The 20144-nt window shown below is 69.2% G+C and carries 16 protein-coding genes, 3 tRNA genes and 3 pseudogenes; 9 read left to right on the top strand and 13 right to left on the bottom strand.

What is annotated here, in order from left to right:
- Positions 1 to 117: 117 nt before the first annotated feature.
- From IPG68_02895 to IPG68_02885, 3 genes are all read left to right on the top strand, one after another.
- Positions 118 to 2136, top strand: a complete 2019-nt coding sequence (locus tag IPG68_02895) for a PAS domain S-box protein (GenBank protein MBK6762274.1) — start codon at positions 118 to 120, stop codon at positions 2134 to 2136.
- On the top strand, positions 2067 to 3395 hold the full coding sequence (locus tag IPG68_02890) for a bifunctional diguanylate cyclase/phosphodiesterase (GenBank protein MBK6762273.1): 1329 nt from the start codon (positions 2067 to 2069) through the stop codon (positions 3393 to 3395). The genes IPG68_02895 and IPG68_02890 overlap by 70 nt, the downstream gene beginning before the upstream one ends.
- 64 nt (positions 3396 to 3459) lie before the next feature.
- Complete coding sequence (locus tag IPG68_02885) at positions 3460 to 3876, top strand: DnaJ domain-containing protein (GenBank protein MBK6762272.1); 417 nt, start codon at positions 3460 to 3462, stop codon at positions 3874 to 3876.
- Positions 3877 to 3890: 14 nt separating this feature from the next.
- On the opposite strand, the gene IPG68_02880 is transcribed toward IPG68_02885, so the two are convergent.
- A tRNA-Ser gene (locus tag IPG68_02880) sits at positions 3891 to 3977 on the bottom strand.
- Between the two features lie 42 nt (positions 3978 to 4019).
- Between IPG68_02880 and IPG68_02875 the strand changes: the two genes are divergently transcribed.
- The 4 genes from IPG68_02875 (at position 4020) to IPG68_02860 (ending at position 7268) form a co-directional block, all read left to right on the top strand.
- Positions 4020 to 4110, top strand: a tRNA-Ser gene (locus tag IPG68_02875).
- A gap of 418 nt (positions 4111 to 4528) precedes the next feature.
- Positions 4529 to 5965, top strand: a complete 1437-nt coding sequence (locus tag IPG68_02870) for a serine hydrolase (protein MBK6762271.1) — start codon at positions 4529 to 4531, stop codon at positions 5963 to 5965.
- 3 nt (positions 5966 to 5968) lie between these two features.
- Entirely contained in the window at positions 5969 to 6418 is a 450-nt protein-coding gene (locus IPG68_02865) for a YiiD C-terminal domain-containing protein (protein MBK6762270.1), read from the top strand.
- On the top strand, positions 6411 to 7268 hold the full coding sequence (locus IPG68_02860; protein MBK6762269.1) for a hypothetical protein: 858 nt from the start codon (positions 6411 to 6413) through the stop codon (positions 7266 to 7268). Before IPG68_02865 ends, IPG68_02860 begins: the two co-directional genes overlap by 8 nt.
- Here IPG68_02860 and IPG68_02855 read toward each other — a convergent pair.
- The 9 genes and pseudogenes from IPG68_02855 to IPG68_02815 all read right to left on the bottom strand — a co-directional run bounded on the left by IPG68_02855 (position 7265) and on the right by IPG68_02815 (position 17055).
- Positions 7265 to 7774 carry a lytic transglycosylase domain-containing protein gene (locus IPG68_02855; protein MBK6762268.1) on the bottom strand — a complete coding sequence of 170 codons (510 nt, stop codon included), beginning with the start codon at positions 7772 to 7774 and terminating at the stop codon, positions 7265 to 7267. The genes IPG68_02860 and IPG68_02855 overlap by 4 nt on opposite strands.
- Positions 7775 to 8080: 306 nt before the next feature.
- Positions 8081 to 8923, bottom strand: a complete 843-nt coding sequence (locus IPG68_02850; protein MBK6762267.1) for an ABC transporter permease — start codon at positions 8921 to 8923, stop codon at positions 8081 to 8083.
- Positions 8920 to 9819, bottom strand: a complete 900-nt coding sequence (locus tag IPG68_02845; GenBank protein MBK6762266.1) for an ABC transporter ATP-binding protein — start codon at positions 9817 to 9819, stop codon at positions 8920 to 8922. The genes IPG68_02850 and IPG68_02845 overlap by 4 nt, the downstream gene beginning before the upstream one ends.
- A gap of 70 nt (positions 9820 to 9889) precedes the next feature.
- The gene (locus tag IPG68_02840) at positions 9890 to 10621 is read right to left on the bottom strand and encodes a fasciclin domain-containing protein (protein ID MBK6762265.1); all 732 of its coding nucleotides are present in this window, start codon (positions 10619 to 10621) and stop codon (positions 9890 to 9892) included.
- 29 nt (positions 10622 to 10650) lie between these two features.
- The gene (locus IPG68_02835; GenBank protein ID MBK6762264.1) at positions 10651 to 10938 is read right to left on the bottom strand and encodes a hypothetical protein; all 288 of its coding nucleotides are present in this window, start codon (positions 10936 to 10938) and stop codon (positions 10651 to 10653) included.
- 140 nt (positions 10939 to 11078) lie between these two features.
- Positions 11079 to 12617, bottom strand: a complete 1539-nt coding sequence (locus tag IPG68_02830; GenBank protein MBK6762263.1) for a DHA2 family efflux MFS transporter permease subunit — start codon at positions 12615 to 12617, stop codon at positions 11079 to 11081.
- A 73-nt stretch (positions 12618 to 12690) separates the two neighbouring features.
- Positions 12691 to 13362 carry a TetR family transcriptional regulator gene (locus IPG68_02825; GenBank protein ID MBK6762262.1) on the bottom strand — a complete coding sequence of 224 codons (672 nt, stop codon included), beginning with the start codon at positions 13360 to 13362 and terminating at the stop codon, positions 12691 to 12693.
- A 31-nt stretch (positions 13363 to 13393) separates the two neighbouring features.
- Positions 13394 to 15946: pseudogene (locus tag IPG68_02820) on the bottom strand (multicopper oxidase domain-containing protein).
- On the bottom strand, positions 15943 to 17055 hold the full coding sequence (locus IPG68_02815; protein MBK6762261.1) for a hypothetical protein: 1113 nt from the start codon (positions 17053 to 17055) through the stop codon (positions 15943 to 15945). Before IPG68_02815 ends, IPG68_02820 begins: the two are co-directional and overlap by 4 nt.
- 153 nt (positions 17056 to 17208) lie before the next feature.
- Between IPG68_02815 and IPG68_02810 the strand changes: the two genes are divergently transcribed.
- Positions 17209 to 17284 (top strand) — tRNA-Arg (locus tag IPG68_02810).
- A gap of 40 nt (positions 17285 to 17324) precedes the next feature.
- Here the strand turns inward: IPG68_02810 and IPG68_02805 are convergent.
- Positions 17325 to 17857, bottom strand: a pseudogene (locus tag IPG68_02805) (Uma2 family endonuclease).
- A 212-nt stretch (positions 17858 to 18069) separates the two neighbouring features.
- Here IPG68_02805 and IPG68_02800 point away from each other — a divergent pair.
- A complete protein-coding gene (locus tag IPG68_02800; protein MBK6762260.1) occupies positions 18070 to 18309 on the top strand; it encodes a hypothetical protein in 240 nt (79 codons plus the stop codon).
- A gap of 307 nt (positions 18310 to 18616) precedes the next feature.
- Here IPG68_02800 and IPG68_02795 read toward each other — a convergent pair.
- Together IPG68_02795 and IPG68_02790 are read right to left on the bottom strand one after the other, a co-directional pair.
- A pseudogene (locus tag IPG68_02795) lies at positions 18617 to 19148 on the bottom strand (hemolysin III family protein).
- Between the two features lie 192 nt (positions 19149 to 19340).
- Positions 19341 to 20033 (bottom strand): DUF4386 family protein, encoded by a 693-nt coding sequence (locus tag IPG68_02790; protein MBK6762259.1) that lies wholly within the window; start codon positions 20031 to 20033, stop codon positions 19341 to 19343.
- Positions 20034 to 20144: the final 111 nt, after the last annotated feature.

Below are 20144 nucleotides of genomic sequence, written 5' to 3'. Positions count from 1 at the left end.
TGCGGGAGCCGTGTTCGTCAACACGTTTCAAACGCGGGCTCGGCGTAGCCTGGAGGCGCCGACCATCACTGCCCGGGGGCCGCGATGACACAGGGTGACGCCACACTGGACGGTGCCGTGACGTCCACTTCTTGGGACGAGGCCTTGGGTGCGGTCAGGGATCTGGTTTACCAGAACGACGCCGAGGGCCGGGTGCAGTGGGTGTCGGCTGCGGTCACCGACGTGCTGGGCCATGCGGCGGGCGACCTGGTCGGCACGGATATGCGGGCCATCGTGCATCCCGATGACCAATCCACGCTGGATCAGCTGCGGCAGGTGACTCTGTCCGGGGGGGAGGCCGAGCCGATCCCCGTGCGGTTCCGCTGCATCGACGGGGAGTGGCGTGAACTGGCCACGCGCAAGTTGCCGCTGTGGTCCGGGGGGGCTGTGGCGGGCGAACTCGTGACTCTGCGTGACGAGCAGGAGATCCATGCCGTGCGGCAGGCGTTCCTGACGGTCATGGCCTGCAACGAGGTGCTGGTGCGGGCGGGCAGTGAGGAGGAGTTGCTTGAACAGACATGCCGGGCCGTGGCGGAGTCCGGTGGGTACGCCTTCGCCTGGTACGGGATCCCCCTTGATGATCCGGAGCATCGGGTCGAGCCGGTGGCCGTCGGTGGGGACGATCATGGCTACACCCGCCAGGTGTGTGTGTCGTGGGACCCCGATTCCCCGTACGGGCAGGGCCCCACGGGCATCGGCCTGCGAACCGGGACGACGCAGGTGCGCAACGACCTCGCCGACGACCCCAAGTACCTGCCGTGGCGGGCGGCGGTGGCGCAGCGCGGGATCTGCTGTTCCATCACACTGCCGGTGCGGGTGTCAGGCCGGATGCACGGTGCGCTCATGGTCTACGGGCGCCGCCCCGGGGAGTTCGGACGATTGGCCCAAGTCATGCTGGAGGGCCTGGCCGCCGACCTGGGGTACGGCCTGGAACGCCTGGCGGACGCCCGACGGCGCTTAGAGGCCGAGCAGCAGTTCGGGTTGCTGGCCGAGAACATCACCGACGTGGTCTTCTCCTTGGGCGAGAACATGGTGTGCCAGTGGGTGTCCCCGTCGAGCGCTGCCGTGCTGGGCTGGAGGCAGGAGCAACTCGTGGGCAGCTCGGGAGCGGATTTTCTGCACCCCGACGACGTCGCTGCGGTCGCCGCCGCGATCGAGGCATCCCCCCGGGGGAAGGCCCTCATGATGCGTGTGCGGTTCCGGCGGCCCGACGGTGGCTACACGTGGACCTCGGCGGCAGGGCGAGCCATCCGCGATCCGGACGGCAATCTGCTGAGCCGGGTCGTGTCGTTGCGCGACATCACGAGCGAGGTCCGCGCCGAGGAGGCACTGGCCCACAGTGAGGCGCTGTACCGGCTGCTGGTCGAGAACTCCGTGGACGTCGTGTTCCAGACCGTCGACGGCGTGCTGACCTGGGTGTCGCCGTCGGTCGAGTCGATGCTGGGATTCCGCCCGGAGGCACTGCTCGGCCGCGACGTGCGCGAGTTGTGGGGGACGGATCTCTCGGAGGTGCCCGAGCGGCTGCTGTGGTCGGAGTCCGGGGATGCTCCCACGGTCGAGACGTTCCCGGTGCACGACGCGGATGGCCAGCGACGGTGGATCGAAGTCACCGTCCGCCCCTTCCGCGATCCGGGAGGAACAGCGGGCAGCACCGGGACGGTGCGGGAGGTCAGCGCCCGGGTGGCGGCGCGCCGCGCCCTGGAGACAGCGGAGGCGGAGTTCCGGCTCATCGCCGAGCATGCGCTGGACGTGGTCGTGCGCACCGATGCTGACGGGGTCATCACGTGGGTGTCCCCATCCGTGCGCGACGCCTTGGACTGGGATCCCCCCGAACTGCTCGGCACGCACATGAAGGACCTGATGCACGAGGAGGACGAGGGCTCGTTGCGGCCTGGCACCTCTGGGCAGTGGGATGCCACCAGCGGGGAGGTGCGTCTGTGCGATCGGCATGGCGCGTGGCGCTGGATGCGGCTGCACCGCACCCCGGTCAGTGATCGCGGCGGTTCGGCCGCCGGCACCATCGACGCTTGCGTGACATCGACCACGAGGTGCGCACGCGTCTGCAGGCAGCTTTCGAAGCGCGCCACGATCCGCTGACGGGGCTGCTCAACCGTTCTGGGCTCTTCGCCCTGCTGGACGACACCCTCCGGCAGGACGGGAAGGACGCCGCGCTCGTCACCGTGGGGGTGGACAACCTGCAGCAGATCAACGCCGCGTACACCCACACTGCAGGTGACCGGGTACTCATCGACGTCGCTGAGATGCTCGTCGAAGTGGTCGGGACGCGCGATGGCATCGCGCGCAGCGGTGACAACGAATTCAGCATCTTCCTGACCCACGCCGACACCACCGCGCTCACCGACCTGGCCGTGCGGGTGCGCGACGCGGGCGCCACCAACATCCGGCTGGGTGCCCAGGAGTTCCCGATCACTGTGTCCGTGGGGATCGCCCTGGCCTCGGGGCGGCGACCCGGTGAGCTGGTCCGCGACGCCTCGACCGCCTTGCACCAGGCCCGCGACGCCGGTGGGCGGCGGTGGGAGTTCCTCGACCCGGGCGTGGCCGCCGAGGCGCGGCGGCGGCTCACGATCCAATCCGGCCTCAACGAGGCTTTGGATGCCGGTGAGATCCGCCCCTGGTTCCAGCCCATCGTCGACCTGTCCGAGGGACGTGTGCGCGGCTACGAGGCCCTGGCACGGTGGATCCACGCCGACGGGACCGTCGTGACCCCCGGCGAGTTCCTGCCCGCCGCCGAGCAGAGCGACCTGATCATCGCGGTGGACCGGGTCATGCTTGCCGGAGCGCTCACGGGTCTTGGCGTCCTGCCCGCGTCGCTGCACGTCGCCGCCAACCTCTCCGCCGCCACCTTGGCCGACCCGGGACTGCCCGGGTACGTCGACAGCCTGCTGGCCGCGACCGGCGTGGACCCGGCGCGGCTGCACCTGGAAGTGACCGAAACCGCACTGCTGCGGATCACGCCCGACGTGCTCGAGGCCATGCGCGCCGTGGCCGCACTGGGGATCACGTGGTGGGTGGACGACTTCGGCACGGGCTACTCGTCCCTGGTCCACTTGCGCGACCTGCCCATCGGCGGGCTCAAGCTCGACCGGTCCTTCACCGCAGGCGTCGAGACCGACGCCTCCACCCATCACCGGCTGGCCCACGGACTGCTCGGGATGGCCCGTGGTCTGGGGCTGCTGACCATCGCCGAGGGTGTGGAGACGCAGGCGCAGGCCGACGCCCTGCACGCGCAGGGGTGGGAACTCGCCCAGGGTTGGCTGTACGGCAGGGCCGGCGCGCTTGCCGAGCGGGAAGCACCAGGCGCCCCGAGACCCGGGAGTGGCCCGTCGATCAAGTAGCGGCAGGTTCCCCTGCTTGACCGGGGGCTGTCGCGAACGCAGTCGGCATGTGAGGCTGGTGGGTATGGCCAGTGGCGACCCGTTCGCGCAACTGGGCCTTCCGGCCACCGCGAGTCCGGGGCAGGTGAAGGCGGCCTATCGCGCTGCCGCCCGCCGGCTGCACCCGGACGCGGGCGGCGACGAGGAATCGTTCCGCGCACTGACGCGGGCCGCCGAGCGCGCGCAGGCCTACGCCTCAGGAGCCGAACCGAACCCCTACCTGCCGACCGAAGACCACACGGTGTTGCTGGCCGGCTACGACCGCCACGCGCATAGCCCGTTGCCGCCCCCGCGACTGCTCAACCGGACACTGTTCTGGATGCTGCCTGTCGCCGGGGTGGTGTTCATGGTGGCCGGTGCCACGGGTCGCTACTTCCTGCCGCTCTTCATCGGCGGCATGGCCGTGCTCGCCACCGTGGGGTGGCTGGTCCGCCGCCGTTGAGCGGGGACATGTTGCGGAGGGCCAGGGATTCGAACCCTGGGTGACGTTGCCGCCACAACGGTTTTCAAGACCGTCTCCTTAGGCCACTCGGACAGCCCTCCCACACCGCATTGTGGCAAAGCCTCCCCCGTACACTGATCGGCGGAGGCGTCGCCTAGTCCGGTCTATGGCGCCCGCCTGCTAAGCGGGTTTGGGACTCAAATCCCATCGCGGGTTCAAATCCCGCCGCCTCCGCGCATCAGAAGGGGCTCCGTCCAAACGACGGGGCCCTCTTCTGTGCGCGGAGGCAGGCCCATGGATTTGGGAGGGGGAACGGTTCCGACGGCGCGCGGCGCCGGCACGCTCCCGCCGTTGCTTCACCTCAGGGCGGGAGAGTTGCCGCAGGGCGGGAGCGATCGAACCGGGTTGCATCGCTCCCGGGTGTCCGGTTCGCTCCCGGGTGTCCGTTTCGCTCCCGGGTGTCCGCGCGCCGGCGCCGGGACGCTCCGCCGTTGCTTCACCTCAGGGCGGGAGAGTTGCCGCAGGGCGGGAGTGATCGAACCGGGTTGCTTCGCTCCCGGGTGTCCGTTTCGCTCCCGCCTTGTGTGCGCGCGGCCCGGCACGCCCGCCCCGGTCCGGCATCCACCCCCGCGGTTCTGCCACGATGACCACCGTGAAGTGGGTCAAGCGAATCCTGATCACCCTCGGCATCATCGTCGGGCTGCTCATACTGGCCGTCGCGGGAATCCTGTGGTACCTGCAGATCCCCACCACCGGCGCGGGCATGGCCGCGAAGGCGGTGTGTTCGGCGACGTTCGTGGCCGGGCGGCCCGCCGAGGTGGACAAGCTCATGGAGCAGGACGTCACCCCCGCCAGCCCCCTGCTGTTCGGGCTGGTCTCCACGGACATCAACACCGAGGAGCACTACGTCACTGGCAAGTTCCTGGGCTTGTTCAAGCGGCAGGCATCGCTGGTGAGCAAGCGTGGCTGTGTCCTCGACGCCCCGGCCGATCCCACCGCGGTGCCGTACCAGGCAGCGCCGGACAACCCCGTGCCTTGGCCGCAGGGCGACGCCGCGGTACCGGAGGCCCAGTGGCCAGCTGGCGTGAAGACCGCCGAGCTGAAGAAGGTCGTGGACGACGCGTTCGCCGACTCCGGGGATCCGCAGGGCGCCAATGCCCGCGGCGTGGCGATCGTGCAGGACGGCAGACTCCTGCTCGCCCGCGACGGTACCGACATCCAGGAGAACGTTGCGCTGCACGGCTGGTCGATGACCAAGACCGTGGCCGCGATGCTGGCCTACAAGAAGTTCACCGAGGCCGGCATCGACATCGAGACCCCGGTGGTCGATGCCTTCCCCGAGGGCAAGGCGCCCGACTGGGTCGCGCAGTGGCGCGAGGACCAGCGCGCCCAGATCACCCTCGCCGATCTGATGTTCATGCGGGCCGGGCTCAAGGTCGACGAGGGCTACGACCCCGGCAGCGACGTCCTGGACATGCTCTACAACCAGCCGGACATGGCCTCGTGGGCCGCCGATCACCCTTCGGAGTACGAGCCCGGAACGTACTGGGAGTACCTCAGCGCGGTGTCGAACATCCTGGCGCAGATCGTCCAGGCGCAGTTCCCGTCCGACACCGACTACTGGGATTACTCGAGGAGCGCGCTGTTCGACCCGATCGGCGTGAAGACGGCCACGTTGGAGACCGATGCGGCCGGCACGTGGGTCGGCTCGTCATACCTGTGGGCAAGCGTCGGCGACTGGGCCAGGCTCGGAGAACTGATGCTCAACGACGGGCAGTGGGACGGCCAGCAGGTGCTCCCCGCAGGCTGGCTGGAACTCGCCGGGACCTCGGCGCTGCCCGAGGGGGAGGGTGCAGGCTACGGTGCGCAGACGTGGATCCCGGCCAACCCCGTGGGCGGCGAGTGCAAGGACACGCCCGGGCTGCCGGAGGACATGGTCTCGATGGAGGGGCACTGGGGGCAGATCGTGGCCATGGTCCCGTCCCACAACGCCGTGATCGTGCGGCTCGGCTGGACGTTCAACGGCGAGGACGCCTTCGACGGCTGCCAGTTCGTCAGCGACGTGCTGCAGACACTGCCGGAGAAGTAGCCCATGGAGATCACGCCGGAGCAGGCCACCGCGTTCGTCCACCAGACCGTCCCGGCGATCGGCCGGCTGGGGGTCGTGGTGGAAGAGGTCGGGCCGGGGTCGGTCCGGCTGCGGGTGCCGATCGAGGGCAACGGCAACCACTTCGGGACCATGTACGCCGGTGCTCTGTTCGGTCTGTGCGAGTTGCCGGGGGGCTTGATCCCGCTCGGTGTGCTCGACCCGATGAAGTACACGCCCATCGTCACCGGGGTGGACATCCGCTTCCTGGCCGCGGCGCGCACCGACGTGACCCTGGAGGCGCGCTTCGACCCCGCGCAGATGCGGGCGCTCGGCGAGCAGGTCGACCTCGAAGGCCGTGCGGAGTTCACCCTCGACCTGCACGGGGAGGATGCCGACGGTCGGACGGTGGTCAGCAGCACGGCGCATTACCAACTGCGCCCCAACCGTGGCTGACCCGCTGCCCTGGCTGCTCGACGGCGACCCGGCCATCGGCTGGCAGGTGCAGCGGGACTTGCTCGACGAACCGTGGCAGCAGACCCGGGACCTGGTCGCGGTGCAGGGCTGGGGCGCGCAGTTGCTGGGCCACCGCGGCCCCGGCGGCACCTGGCCAACCGGGTGGTACTCGCCGAAGTGGGTCTCGACGTTCTACTCGCTGCAGGTTCTCCAACTGCTGGGCGTGCCCGCGCCTGAGTCCGTGAGCGTACTGCTGGCCCGCGGGCTGGAGGAGGACGGGATCTTCCGGCCCTGGGCGGCGAGCCACGACGACCTGTGTGTCACAGCGATGATGCTCACCATGTCCACGGAGGCCGGCGTGGGCATGCCGGGGGCCCTGGAGCGGTTACTCACCACGCAGATGCCCGACGGCGGCTGGAACTGCGAATCGGGTGAACGGCACTCCTCGATGCACACGACCCTGAGCGTGCTGGAGAGTCTGGCGCCCTTCGAACACCGGCCGGAGGTGGCTTCGGCCGCAGGTGCCGGCCGGGAGTTCCTTCTGCGCCACCGGCTGTACCGCAGCCACCAGACCGGCGAGGTGATCCGCGCATCGTTCACCAGGTTCTCCTTCCCGTGCTACTGGTTCTATGACGTCCTGCGGGCGCTGGACTACTGGCGCGGGCATCCGTGGGACGACCGGCTCGCCGAAGCCGTCGATCTGGTGCGCTCCAAGCAGCGTGACGGGCGCTGGAACCTGCAGAACAAGCACCAGGGCCGCACATGGTTCGACATGGAGCAGCCAGGGCGGCCGAGCCGGTGGAACACCCTGCGGGCGCTGCGCGTGCTGCGGTGGGTGGACGGCGGCTAACCCCGGAACCGGTACGTCTTCTCGCGGTCGCGGATGCGCTCGACGTACGCCTCGGTCTCGCGGAACGGCGGGATGCCGTCGTATCGCACGACCTGGCTCCAACCGGCGTTGTACGCCGCCAGTGCGAGGTCGATCGGGTCGCCGTCGATGTCCGACGTGTTCGCCTCGTACACCAGAAAGCACATCAGGCGTGCCTGCGCGTCGATGGCCTCCAGGGCGTTGTACGGCGATGCCACGCCGTCGCCGTCGAGGTCCTCCCCCCAGACCTCCCACGTGTCCGGGATGAACTGCGCGATCCCCTCCGCGCCTGCGCTAGAGACCGCATCCGGGTTGAACCCCGACTCCTGGTCGATCTGCGCGGCCAGCAGTTTGGGGGTCAGCTCCGGACACTGCTTGGCAGCTTGCTTGATGGCTTTGCGGTACTCGCGGGGGACCACCCGGTCAGGGTCGGCGGAGCACGCCGCGAGGGCCAGCGCCGCGGCGAACACCACAGCCACGCGTCGCACCCTTCAATCGTAGGTTCGGCCCACGCCCGCGCACTCCGGCCCCGGGTACAGTCGGGTGATGTTCACCACGCTTCGCGTTCTGACGGCCGCAGGCCTGGCGCTGTCGTGCGGAGCAGTCGTCCTCGCGCCCTCGCGCCGGCGACCGGAAGAAGCCGGCGAAAGGTATCGGCGCCAAGCCCGCACCGCTGCTCAAGCGGTGGGAGTACCTCCTGTTCGGGCCCGTCGGCGACTCGTAGATCCTGACCCGCCCGGGCCGGGCGGCCCCGCAACCCCCCCCCCCCCCCCCCCCCCCCCCCGCCCTGGGCCTCAACGCCCGCCGATGTCGCGGCGCCGGTACGCGACGTGCGCGATGACGACCAGCGCGATGGCAGCCACCGCCAACACTCCGGCCATGACCGCATCCACCCCGTTGACCAGCGGGTTGTCGCCCAGCGCCCAGTTGAACGGCGAGGCCTTCTGCCAGGGCTCCAGCCAGTCGGCCATGGGAGCCAGCGCGTTCAGGAGGAAGGCTCCGAGCGCGAGGCCGACGGCGGTCCCGAGGGCCACTATGCGCTTGCCGGTCGCCGCCGCCACGAGCAATGCCACCGCCCCGAAGAAGAGCGCCAGCAGGACCGTCATCAGCACACCCGCCGCAAGCTCGCCGAGCCCCACCTCCAAGTCCACCAGCGGTGCCCCGACCGCGATCGTGAGCAGGGTGGCCGCAGCCACCAGCAGGACGGCGATCACGGTTGCGAGCACCTTGGCGACCACCACCCGTCCGCGGCTGACGGGAAGCGACAGCAGCAGGTCGGCGGTGCCTCTCTCCTCCTCGCCCGCGGTGGCGGCCGCCGCGCCGCTCACCGCCACGGCGATGAGCACGAGCGGGACCATCATCGAGAACATCTCGGCGTTGAGGAATCCAGCACCTGTCGTGTAGGCATCGAGGTTGAAGGCCTGGCGGAACGCCTCGGGCCACTCGTTGACGAAGTCCTGCATGCTCGCTGACGACTTCGCGACCGACGGGTAGACCGCCAGTTGCAGCACCGCCATCAGCACGAGGCCGAGGCCCCATCCGAACGTGGAGCGCCACCGCTCACTCACCGTGCGCATCGTGAGGGTCAGCACCTGGGGGACCGCCGCTGGGACGGCCCTGACGGTGATGGCAGTCATGATCCTTCACCCCCCGAGACGAAGCCCAGGAACGCGTCTTCGAGGTCGGGGTCGTGGGTGTGGATGTCGACCACGCCGTGATCCACGGCCACCTTGAGCAACGGTCCGACCGGCCCGGACACCCAGCACGTGGCTGTCGCGCCGCGGGCCTCGAACCGCTGGACGCCCGGTGCTGCGCTGAGATCGGGCGGCACCGCCGGGAAGTCAAGTTCCACCCGCCGGGCTGCGCGTTCGCGCAGCATGTCCACGCTGTCGACCACCACGAGCCGGCCCTGCACCACGATGCCCACCCGGTCGGCCATGAGTTCCACCTCGGCCAGCACGTGCGAGGACAGGAACACCGTCGCGCCGGACTCCACGGTCTCGCGGACCAGGCGCTGGAACTCCTGCTGGACCACGGGGTCCAAGCCGCTGGTGGGCTCGTCGAGGATCAGCAACTGGGGCGCGTGCATGAAGGCCTGGACGACCCCGATCTTCTGCCGGTTGCCGCGGGAGAGGTCCTTGACCCGCCGGTCCAGGTCCACCTGGAACCGTTCGGCGAGTTCCTCATATCTCGCTGGCAGAACCCCGCCGCGCATCCGCGCGATGAACGCGAGGAGGTCCCGGCCCTGCATACGGTCGTAGAGCGCGAGATCGCCCGGCAGGTAGCCCAGCTGCACGCGCAGTTCCACGGAATCGGCGACGATGTCGTGTCCCAGCGCCTGCCCACTGCCCCGCGTGGGGTGCAGGAGCCCGAGGATCATGCGGATCGTGGTGGTCTTGCCGGCGCCGTTCGGTCCCAGGAATCCGAACACCTCACCGGGCTTCACGTCGAGGGTCAGATCCTCGACACCACGTTGGCTCCCGTAGAACTTGGTCAGGCCCTGGAGCCGCAGGGCCATGTCTGGCCCGCCCATAACTCCAGGGTACGCCCGCACGGCACGATGCCGGCGGTGGGCGTGGCACCCACCGCCGGCATCGTGGACGTCAGTTTTCGAGGTCGGGCAGGAGCACGTCGCTCACGCTGTGGACCACGGTGTTGGGTGTCTGGATCACATCGGGCCGCACCACCAGGTCGTTGAGCGCGCGGCCGTCCTTGTCACCCAGCACGATCACCGGGAACCTGGCGCTGCGGGACAACACGGTGATCCGCAGGTTCTCCTTGTTGGCCATCTCCACCCGCTGCGTGAACGGTCCCGAGAGCACCTGCTTGCCGGTGACCTTGGCGTTCGGGATGACGTGGTAGAGCAGGATCTCGGTGATCACGTCGTTGCCCAGAGGCTTGAGGGCCTCGTAGACGCGCTTCTCATCGACCTTGGCGGAGTAGCGGTACTTCTTGCCCAGCAGACCGAGGTTGTTGGCGGTCACCTCGAAGGCGCGGTCGTTGGGGGCGAAGAGCGTGAACCCGTCGAGCCCGGCGAGCACTCCGGTGGCGCCGGTGTCGAGGGCGAACTGGGTGACGATGTCGAAGTCGTACGGGTTGTTGTCCGCAGGGCCGGCGGGGTCGTTGTACGTCTTGGTCAGTTGCCCGAGGAAGTTGTTCGTCTCGTCAGACGTCAGCGCGGGGGCCGGTGCAGCGAGGCCGATCCCCATTCCGACGGCGGCGGCAGAGGCCGCCACGGCGGTGGAGAAGCGTCGTCGTAGTCCCATGGTGGTTTCCCTTCGTGAGCGGCCGCGACCTCCTGCCGAGCCGTACACCAGGGACTTCGTGATCTCCACTGCAGATGGATGCAACGGATCTGAAACGTTCATACGGATGTGCGCGTGCGACGCAAACGCCGCTGCCGCTGCGAGTGCCGGACCGCCCAGCGGCGAGCCGTCGGGGTGACTGCCTGCTCCATTCGGCTGACCCGCTTGCGCACGGCGCGCTCGGTGCCGACCTCGACCAGGCGCGCATGGCCGTGTTCGACCAGTTGCCCGTAGTAGCGCCCGGCCGCGCCCGGGGCGCGCAGAGCGATGTCTACGGCGCCGAGCACGGCGAACACGGGATCGGGCAGGTCGGCCTTGCTCATCCGGCGTTTGAGGTCCTCCAGCACCCCTCTATGGTCGATCACTGGCAGCGATGCGGCGGGTAGCGGGTGCTTCGTGTCCGGATTTGTTCAGCGATCATGGTCGATGACCCGGTTCCGTGGGGGGCGCTCGCCGACAGGGCTTGATCAGTAGACAAATCCGGACATCATTCGCCGTAGCCCGCCGCCTCCGTCCGGGCCGCATCCCGCGGCAAGAAGAACGCGGCGAGCAGTCCGAGCGCGATGAGGAACCCGGCCACGAAGCCGACCTGCTTGGCAGCCGCCGCGAATCCCTCGGAGGCACCCTCGAACAGGACCTGCCCGTTGGGCTGGGACGGCAGGGCGGTGACGGCCGTCCCAGCACTCTGCTGCACGATCTCGGTCACCTGCTGCGCCGCCTCCTGCGGCACGCCGCGGTCGGTCAGATCCGAGGTGATGCTTCCCAGGCCGCTGACCAGCACGGCACCGAGCAGCGCGGTGCCGATCGCCGCACCCACCTGCCGGGAGGTGGACTGCATCGCCGACGCCATGCCCGACTCCGCCACCGGCACCTCCGACAGGATCACGCCGGTCAGTTGGGCGGTCGCGAAGCCCACGCCCATGCCGTAGAAGAACAACCCCGGCGCCAGCACCCAGCCAGTCACAGATGGCGACAGCACCACGGCGAGGTAGAGCACACCGGCGACCTCCAGGCCCATGCCGATCCGCAGCACGGGCACCGGCCCCATCCGCCGGGCCATGCCCGCGCTGGCCCCGCTGGCGACGAAGGATCCGGCGGCCAGCGCCAGCAGGATCACCCCGGTCTCCAGGGCGTCGTAGCCGATGACCGACTGCAGGAACAGCGGCAGGATGAACAGCAGCCCGAACTCGCCGAGGCTGACGATGGCGGCCACGGCGTTGCCCGTGCCGAAGGTCCGGATCCGGAACAGACCCAGGTCGACGAGGGCCACCTTGCCCGCGTCCCCACGACGGGCCTCAACCCACACGAAGAGCAGGAGCAATATCACGGCCAGCAGCAGGGCCACGCCGGCCACCGAGATGTTGTCGAACGGCCATGTCCAGCCGGCCGCGCTGAACTGCTTCTTCGGGGTGAGCCACCCGTAGTTCTGGCCCTCGATCAATGCGAACACCAGCGATGCGAGGCCCAGGGTTCCGAGCAGGGCGCCCGGCAGGTCGATCCCCCGGGCATCGAGGTTGTCGCGGGTCTCGGGCACCAGCAGCAGGACGCCGATGACGACCGCGATCGCGATCGGAACGTTGATCAGGAAGGCCCAGTGCCAGCTGGCGTAGGTCGTGAGCCAGCCACCGACCAGCGGGCCGAGGGCAGCCATGCCGCCGATCGTGCCGCCCCAGACGGCGAAGGCGATGGCCCGGTCCTTGCCGCGGTACACCGCGTTGAGCACCGAGAGGGACGCGGGCAGGATCATGGCCGCCGCGACGCCCTGCAGCGCCCGCGCGCCGATCAGCTGGGAGGAGGTCCCCGACGAAGCCACCAGCACGCTGGCCAGGGCGAACAGGGTCACGCCACCGACGAACATGAGGCGCCGGCCGAAGATGTCGGAGAGGCGCCCGGACAGTAGCAGCAGCGACGCGAACAGCAACGCGTACACCGAGTTGACCCATTCGGCGTCAGTGGTGGTGAGTTGCAGATCCTTGACGATCGTGGGGATCGCGACGTTCACCACGGTGCCGTCGAGGATGATCATGGCCACGCCCAAGGACAGGAACAGCAGCGCTACCCAGCGCTTGCGGCCGGTCAGTGCCGGGGGGTTGGTCGTGTCAGTCACGGTCGCTTCCTTCTGTGGGGGGGTCGGAGCGCAAGAATTGGGCCAGTTCCAGCGGCGGCTCTTCGTCAGGGGAAGCGGGTCCGAGGTAGATGCCAGAGCCGAGGATCTCCAGGATCGTGCGGTACATGCGGCGCAGGCCGTCGGCGGTCAGCACATCCGCGCCGGTGGCCTGCTGCATCGCGCCGCTGAACAGAAGCGGACCCAGCCGCAGCATCACGAGGACCGCGGCGCGCATGTCCGGGTCGGCGCTGGGGCGGATGTGCCCGCTCGACGTCTGCGCGGCCAGGGACTGCCTGGTCAGTTCGATGATGTCGGCTATCAGGGTGTTGCCACGGGGGGAGTCCTCGCTGGCCTGCCGCATCACGTAGCGCAGCATGGCCATGGCCTCCTCGGTGAAGTCGTTGTCAGATGGCTGGACCTGACCTGTGTGCTGGGCCATGCGCCGGAAGAAGCCGAACACGTAGGAGTCGCAGGCCTCCCGCAGGCCGTCCTTGGAACCGAAGTGGTGCAGGATCAGCGCCGGTGAGACGCCGGCGTCGGCGGCGATCGTGCGGACCGACGTGGCGGCGAAGCCATCGGTGCCGAAGCGCACGAGGGCGGCGTCGCGTATACGAATCGGGGCGACGAGATCGGACTCTGAACGCACGTTCAATATGCTAAACATTCGTTCAGCGCCATGCGAATGGGGGGGAACCTCAGCGCACGTGCACGATGCCGTGCGCGCCCCGCTCGGCGTCCACCATGGCGTGCGTGACGAACGGGTAATGACCGGGCTGCGGGAACGTCAGTTCCACGAAACCACCCTGGGCCGGGGTCAGTCCCAGCGACTGAGCGCCCGTCCTCCGGCCTCGCCGCAGGTCGTACGCGCCTTCCCGCCAGACGGTGTCGAACTGCCCGCCGACGACGTGGAACGACGTGCCCCGCTGGGGACCCGCGGCCAGCACCCAGATCCGCACCCGCTGTCCCACCCGGGCGGCCAACGGCACGTGGTCGTACTGGTTGGCATACCCGTTGAAGACCACGAGATCGGGGCGTTCTGCGGCGATCTTCGCAGGGTCGGCCGGCTCGCCCTGCGGGCCCAGGTACATCTCCGACTGCACCAGCACGTACTCCTTGTCGACCGCGGGCAGGCCCGGCGGGTCGATGATGACCGCACCGAACATGCCGTTGGCGATGTGCATCGACATCGGCATTGTCGAACAGTGGTACATCCAAATGCCGGCGCGGGTCGCGGTGAATCGGTAGCGCAGGGACTCCCCGGGTTGGATGGTTCGCATCGGTCGGTCGGGGGCGAGTGCGCCGGCGTGGAAGTCGATGGAGTGCCCGATGCTGCCGTCGTTGACCAGGGTGATGTCGAAAACGTCCCCCACGCGCCCGCGCAGCACCGGCCCGGGTGTGGCGCCGTTGAACGTCCACAGCCGCTGCGTGACGCCGGGGGAGACCTCCCGTTCGACCTCCTGCACGGTGAGGGTGAGCCGGTGGACCTTCGCCTGGTCGGCCGGCGCGAGCCTGGGGTCGCGGGGGGTGAATCCCGGGCCGGGGTCGGCCATCAGGTCGAGGCCGTCGGCGGCGCTGGCGGACCGCACTGGTCGCCGGTGACGTGTGGTCGTGATCCGTGCCGCCGATGACCTGCACCTCCAGCACCATCCCCATCTGCCGGTGACCGGCCACGGAGCACCATCCGTCCAGGGACCGGCCCACGACGCCGGCGTCCAGCATGGCCAGCTCGCCGGGCGCGATGCGGGGGATGCGGGCGCCGGTCTCGAGCACCAGGTCGTGCCGGTCGTCGCCGGTGTTGTGCACGGTGATGAGCAGCCGGTCGCCGGCAGGGACCTCGACGGTGGCGGGTACGTACCGCATCCCCTCGATGCGCACGTCGACGCTGGTCGTGTTCCCGGTGGGGGCCACCCCGGCGTCGGCGCTGGCTGCGGTGCTGCTGCCGGCCCCCGCCGGGTCGAGGGCCACGCCCCCACAGCGGCGAGCAGGACGACCGCCAGGCCCACAGCCGCCGAGGCGACGCGCTGCCGGTTGCCCACCGACGGGCCCGACGGTGAGGGCCCCCGGGTGCGCCGCGCCGAAACCGCCGCCCACACCATGAGTGGGACCGTGGCGGCCAGGCTGACCAGGACCACAACGGAGACGAGAACCGCGACCGGGCTCGGCACGGGCAGCAGCCACAGAACCAGGCCCAGATTGGTGGCGACGAGTCGCGCCCACCCGGCGCGCCCCATGATCGCAGTCGTGCGGCGCACCGGCGACGGGCCGCCGCCCAGCACGACAGGCACAAGGTAGGCCAGCGCACCCACCAGTACTTGCGCGCCGAAACCCACCAGCACGGGCACGGTGAACCGGCCCGCGCGGGCCAGCGCCTGCGACCAGTCCGACGAGGTGGCGATGGCCGCAGCCATCAGCAGCAGCGATCCCGCGAACCAGCCCACCGCCGCCAGGGTGGAACCGGTGCTGAAGTCCAGGGGCGCCTTCCGCCGGACCTCCTCGAGGTGGGGCGCCGCGACGGCCAGGAAGCCGCCGAGGTAGACCAGCAACCCGGCGGCGGTGAATAGAGGACTCCCCCACAGCGCGGCGGCGGTCGCCAGGAGCAGGCCCCCGATCAGCACGGGCAGCATCCGGCGGGACGCGAGTTCGGCACGGTCGGCGATGCGCGTGCGCAGCATGGTCGGCCACAGCGTGACGAGTGTGCCGATGACGGTCAGACCGATCCAGCCCAGGATGTTGACGAGGGCGTGGGCGAGCACGACCCGTTCGTAGGCCGCCCCGAGGTTGCGGGTGAGCAGGACCCCGAACACGGCGCCGACCGGCAGGCATGCCCCCGCCGCGACGTAGTAGCGGACGGTCAGACGGAACCGTGAAGGCAGGGCCGCCCGCATGCGACGCCAGAGGGCGACGGCGTGCCAGACTGCCACCAGCGCCACGGTCGCCCCGCCGGCCACGACGGCGGGTGGGCTGGCGCTCACGACACCCGCCATGACGACGACGGCGCCGGCGTTGAACAACACCAGCCTCGGCACCTGCCCCTTGCGCATGACGTCGTCGCTGAGGCGAACCAGTGCGGCGGTGAAATGCCAACTCCAGATGAGGATCGCGTTGCTGAGCGCTCCCAGTCCCAGCAGGTGGACCAGCAGCCACCCGGACCAGGTGATGAAGGGGTGGATCAGCGTTACGACGACGACGGCGACGAGCCAGACCACCACTACCGCGTTGGCCCGCAGGTGCCAGGAAGTCCGGTTCATGGCTGCGTTCCTGCAGATGCCGGGGCGCGCCGTCGGTCAGGTTCGCGCGCGGGGGCAGTGATCGCCGACCACACGGCCACGGCCACGAATCCCAGCAGCGCCACGATGTTCATCGCACCGCCCAGCCGCCATGCCCACGCGACGCCATAACCGTCGCCCAGAACGACCCGCAGCAGCAACGACGCGTGCAGCAGGACCACCGGGACGTACATGGCAGAGCGGTACGGCAGTTGCACGCGCAGGACCGCCGGCAGGATCACTGGCGCATGGGCCATCACCATCGACATCACGAACCCGAGGAAGACCGTGTGCACGACGGCGTCGTAACCGGGGCCGTCGAACTGTGCCCCACCGACCAGCCAGATGGCCCCCGTGACCCCCAGCCAGGCGTATCCGGCGACCAGGCACGCAGCCATATAGCGCGGGAGTCCCGTTCCCCGCACCGTCCGTCGGGCGACGTCGTGGCTGGCCATCCATCCGGTGAGGGCCAGCAGCGCAGCCCCGAGTGCGAAATATCCGGGCACCGGCCACAGCAGCGCAGCCAGCGTCGTGATGCAGAACAGACCCGCGAGCAGGGCGGTGGTGGCCGCCGCCCTCGCGTCGATGGCGATCCGCGCCAGTTCCAGCCGTTCACCCAGGATCGTGAGGATCAGGAAGCCGGCCAGCCATGGCAGCAGCACCGGCACCGGGACCCCCGCCCACCAGAGCAGCGCGGCCGACACGGCCATGACCGCTCCGCCGGCCTGGACGACCACCGCATCTGCCGGCTGACGGCGCCACAACGCCACGTACACGGCCACCAGAGCGGCTGCGCCGAGGGTGAGAAGCGAGCCGCAGACCGCGATGGGCACCCGGGTCACGAGGCTCAGCCCACCGAGCCCCAGCCCCGCGGGGGCAAGGAAGCCCCACCAGCGGTTGAGTGCCACTGCCCGCTCGAGGGATACCAAGGTCCCGACCGCGCCAAGGGTCAGCAGTAGGCCGTGCGCGTCGGGCAGCCGCTCCCAGGTCAACGGGGCCGGGAGATCCAACAGCAGCAATGCTGCGTCCAGCCCCAGGAGCAACGCCAGCCCACCGGGCACGAGTAGAGCCAGCCGGGAGCGAATTACCATAGGATCTACTGTAGTAAATCCCTCGTCGGCGGCGTCAGCGCGATATCTGCTAACCACAGAGAACCCGGTTGTCCGTCGTTCGGAGGTGGCCGCCGAGGTCCTTGCTGCATCCCGATCGGGATCAGTCGGCCGACGGCGATACACTGGCCAAGAGCGCCCGTAGCTCAACGGATAGAGCATCTGACTACGGATCAGAAGGTTAGGGGTTCGAATCCCTTCGGGCGCGCCAAGGAGTCCCTTGGGATGACCAGGGGTTTCGGTGTTCTGGCTCAGATCTGCGCGAGTTCCGCCGGGTTGAGCCTGATCGGGAACGGGGCGGTCAAACCGATGGTCTGGTCGCCGGTAGCCATCGCCACCTGCGAGTAGCGTCCTGTCGACAGTTCGAGGACTGTGATGGTGGTCGTGGATCGACCAGCCAGTAGGACGCGACCCCGTACTCCTCGTAGAGCGTGCGTTTGCGGCCCTCGTCCAGCCACCCCGTGGACGGGGAACGCACCTCGACGGCAAGCAGTGGGGCGGTGGGCAGGTCCCGCTGGGTGAATGCCTCTTTGGGTGCGACGAGAAGGTCGGGCTCGACCACGTTCGGGCCCAGAGCGACGGCGAACGGTGCGAGGACGACCTTGAGGCCGGTCCCGCTACTTGCGTTCACAAGTGCGATGTACAGTTCTCCGACCATGCTCTGGTGTGGCAGTCCGGGCGGCGGGGTCATGACGAATGCGCCGTCAATGAGTTCGTGCCGGAGGCCGTCGTCGGGCAACGCGTCGAGGTCGTCGCGGGTGAGCATGATGGCCATGATTGACATGGTGCCTCCTTCGTTTCCACTCGTCCAGACTGCCGGGATCAGACGATTCGAGTCAGCGCTCGTCCACAGGCGCTGGTGAGTCATCCTCGTCGCGGCCGACCACGGGCAAGGATGTAGTGGGATGGCGTGTTCCCCCATGTTCGGCACGTGAGAACGCACCACAGGCTGGCTTGGCGGCGCACCCTGGCGGCGTCGGTGGCTAGCCTGGAGTTGTGAAGTGGGTCGTTCTGGCCATTGTGGCGCTTGTCCTGGACAGGTTGCTCCTGGCCGCCGAGCGTCGGGGCTGGATCTACTACCGAAAACTCAAGCCCACGTCCGGTTCGGCCTCCGCGGCGGCCTTCGGGCCCATGGCTGAGATCTTCCAGCCGGGGCATCAGGTCGTCGTCGAAGAGCGCCAGCGGCAGGAGAATGTGCGGCGTACCACGGAGGACGGCGCCCCACCTCGGCCGTGAGAGATGGTCACGAGGCCGCATCGCTGAGCGCACACGCGTACTCCGTGCGCCTGAACCAGCGGTCTTACGGTTGGGTACCACCAAGCAGCGGAAAGCCCAAGTCGGTGGCCAGCAGCAGGCTCGGCAGGGGATCGCCTGCCGAACCGGTTTGAGGGTGAGCACCCACACCAGTACTTCACACCCGCCGGTCGTGTGGGTTCGCTCGTAACCTTCACGGGAGGGCCAATCCCGTCCCGGTTGGGGGTTGTAGTTGTGGGTTCTCAAACGCGGTGAGCAACCCCAACGAGGGCCGCAGAAGCGGGCGTGCTCAGGTCACGGTGAGCGCGATAGCGATGAACTGCGCCAGGAACGCGGCGATCGTCAGCGCGTGGAACAACTCGTGGAAGCCGAACCAGCTTTCATGGAAGGTCGGGGTCGGGCGGGCGGAGACCGCGCCCCCGGCGGTGTACAAGAGCCCACCGAGGGCCATGAGTAGGACCACCACCGCTCCGAACGCCTGCGATGGCCAGGCAGGAAGAAGATCGCCACCCAGCCGAGTCCGATGTACGAGCCGACCGCCAGCCAGCGCGGTGCCGCGCGCCAGGCGACACGGGCGATGAGACCGATCGCGGCGATCGACCACACGAGCGAGAGGATCACCCACCCCTGAGTTCCGCCGAGGGCCACGGCGAAGGGGGTGTAACTGCCGGCGATGAACAGGTAGATGTTGGCGTGGTCCAGGCGGTGCAGAAGGGCGTTCACCTTCGGGCTGCCGGCTCCGAGGTGGTACGACGCGCTCACTGAGAAGAGCATCACGGTCGTGAACACATAGATAGGGCCACGGCGACCCGTTCGGCCATTGTGGGCGTCACCGCCAGCAGCCCCAGCCCCAGTACGAAGGACAGCGGCGCCGCCCCGAAGTGCAGCCAGCCGCGCAGACGCGGTTTGACCTCAGAGGTGTTCAGGGCTGCGGCCACGAAACCTACGATACCGTAGGTTCGGGAGGCGGGTTTTCCAGGCCGCAGACCGTAGGGCGTGCGGGGCCGGTCAGTTCACTCGGAGGTGACGTGGCGCGCGGCCGTCGGCGCCCGCAGAAGCGCGATCCCGAGCCAGAGGAACCACACGATCTGCAGCAATCCGAACGCGGCCTCAAGGCCTCCCAGCCCCGGCGCCGTCGACAGAATTCCCAACACTGCGGTCCCGCCTCCCAGCCAGATCAGCGCCGCTGGCAGCGCCCCGGCGCGATTAGCGGTCACGCTGACGACCAGCACCCAGACGCCACCGGCGATCTGGCCGCCGGAGCCGCCGAGGCCTTCTGCGACCGGCTCGATCGCCTGCCACGCGGCCACGGCCTGTTCGGGGGACGTGGCATGCAGGCTGACGACAGCGTTCATTCCGAAGATGTAGACCTGCACGCTGGCCAGCAGCAGTGCAGCGTACGCCAATCCCACGGCCGCCCCCAACTGGGCCAGTGGGCGGGCGGCGGGCGCGAGCCGGCGGTAGAGCGCCACCGTCACGACGACCACTGCGAGTGCGACGAGTTCGAAGCACACGACGTGCATCCATTGCAGGCTGGTGGTGTTGGCCACGAGCAGGTCCACCTTGCTCGCCGAGTCGGTGACGCTGGGGTAGTCCACGATCAGGACGAAGTAGGGGATCGCCACCAGGTAGGCGGCGGAAATGTAGAGGGCAGCGAGGCCGCCCGTGCGTTGCAGTCCGGGGTCGGGCTGGGTACGGACGTCCATGTCACACCTCTTGCAGTCGGGGCGATTCATCCGAACCGGCGGCGTCTGGATCGTTGTCCTCCACCGCACGGGCCGCTACCACCGATCATGCCGCTTTGGCGGCGCGGAAGT

The organism is Micrococcales bacterium (genome assembly GCA_016703125.1).
In the GTDB taxonomy this organism is placed as follows: domain Bacteria; phylum Actinomycetota; class Actinomycetes; order S36-B12; family UBA10799; genus JADKAV01.
Note: the sequence above shows the minus strand (reverse complement) of the source record. Positions and strands in the feature narration are given on the sequence as shown.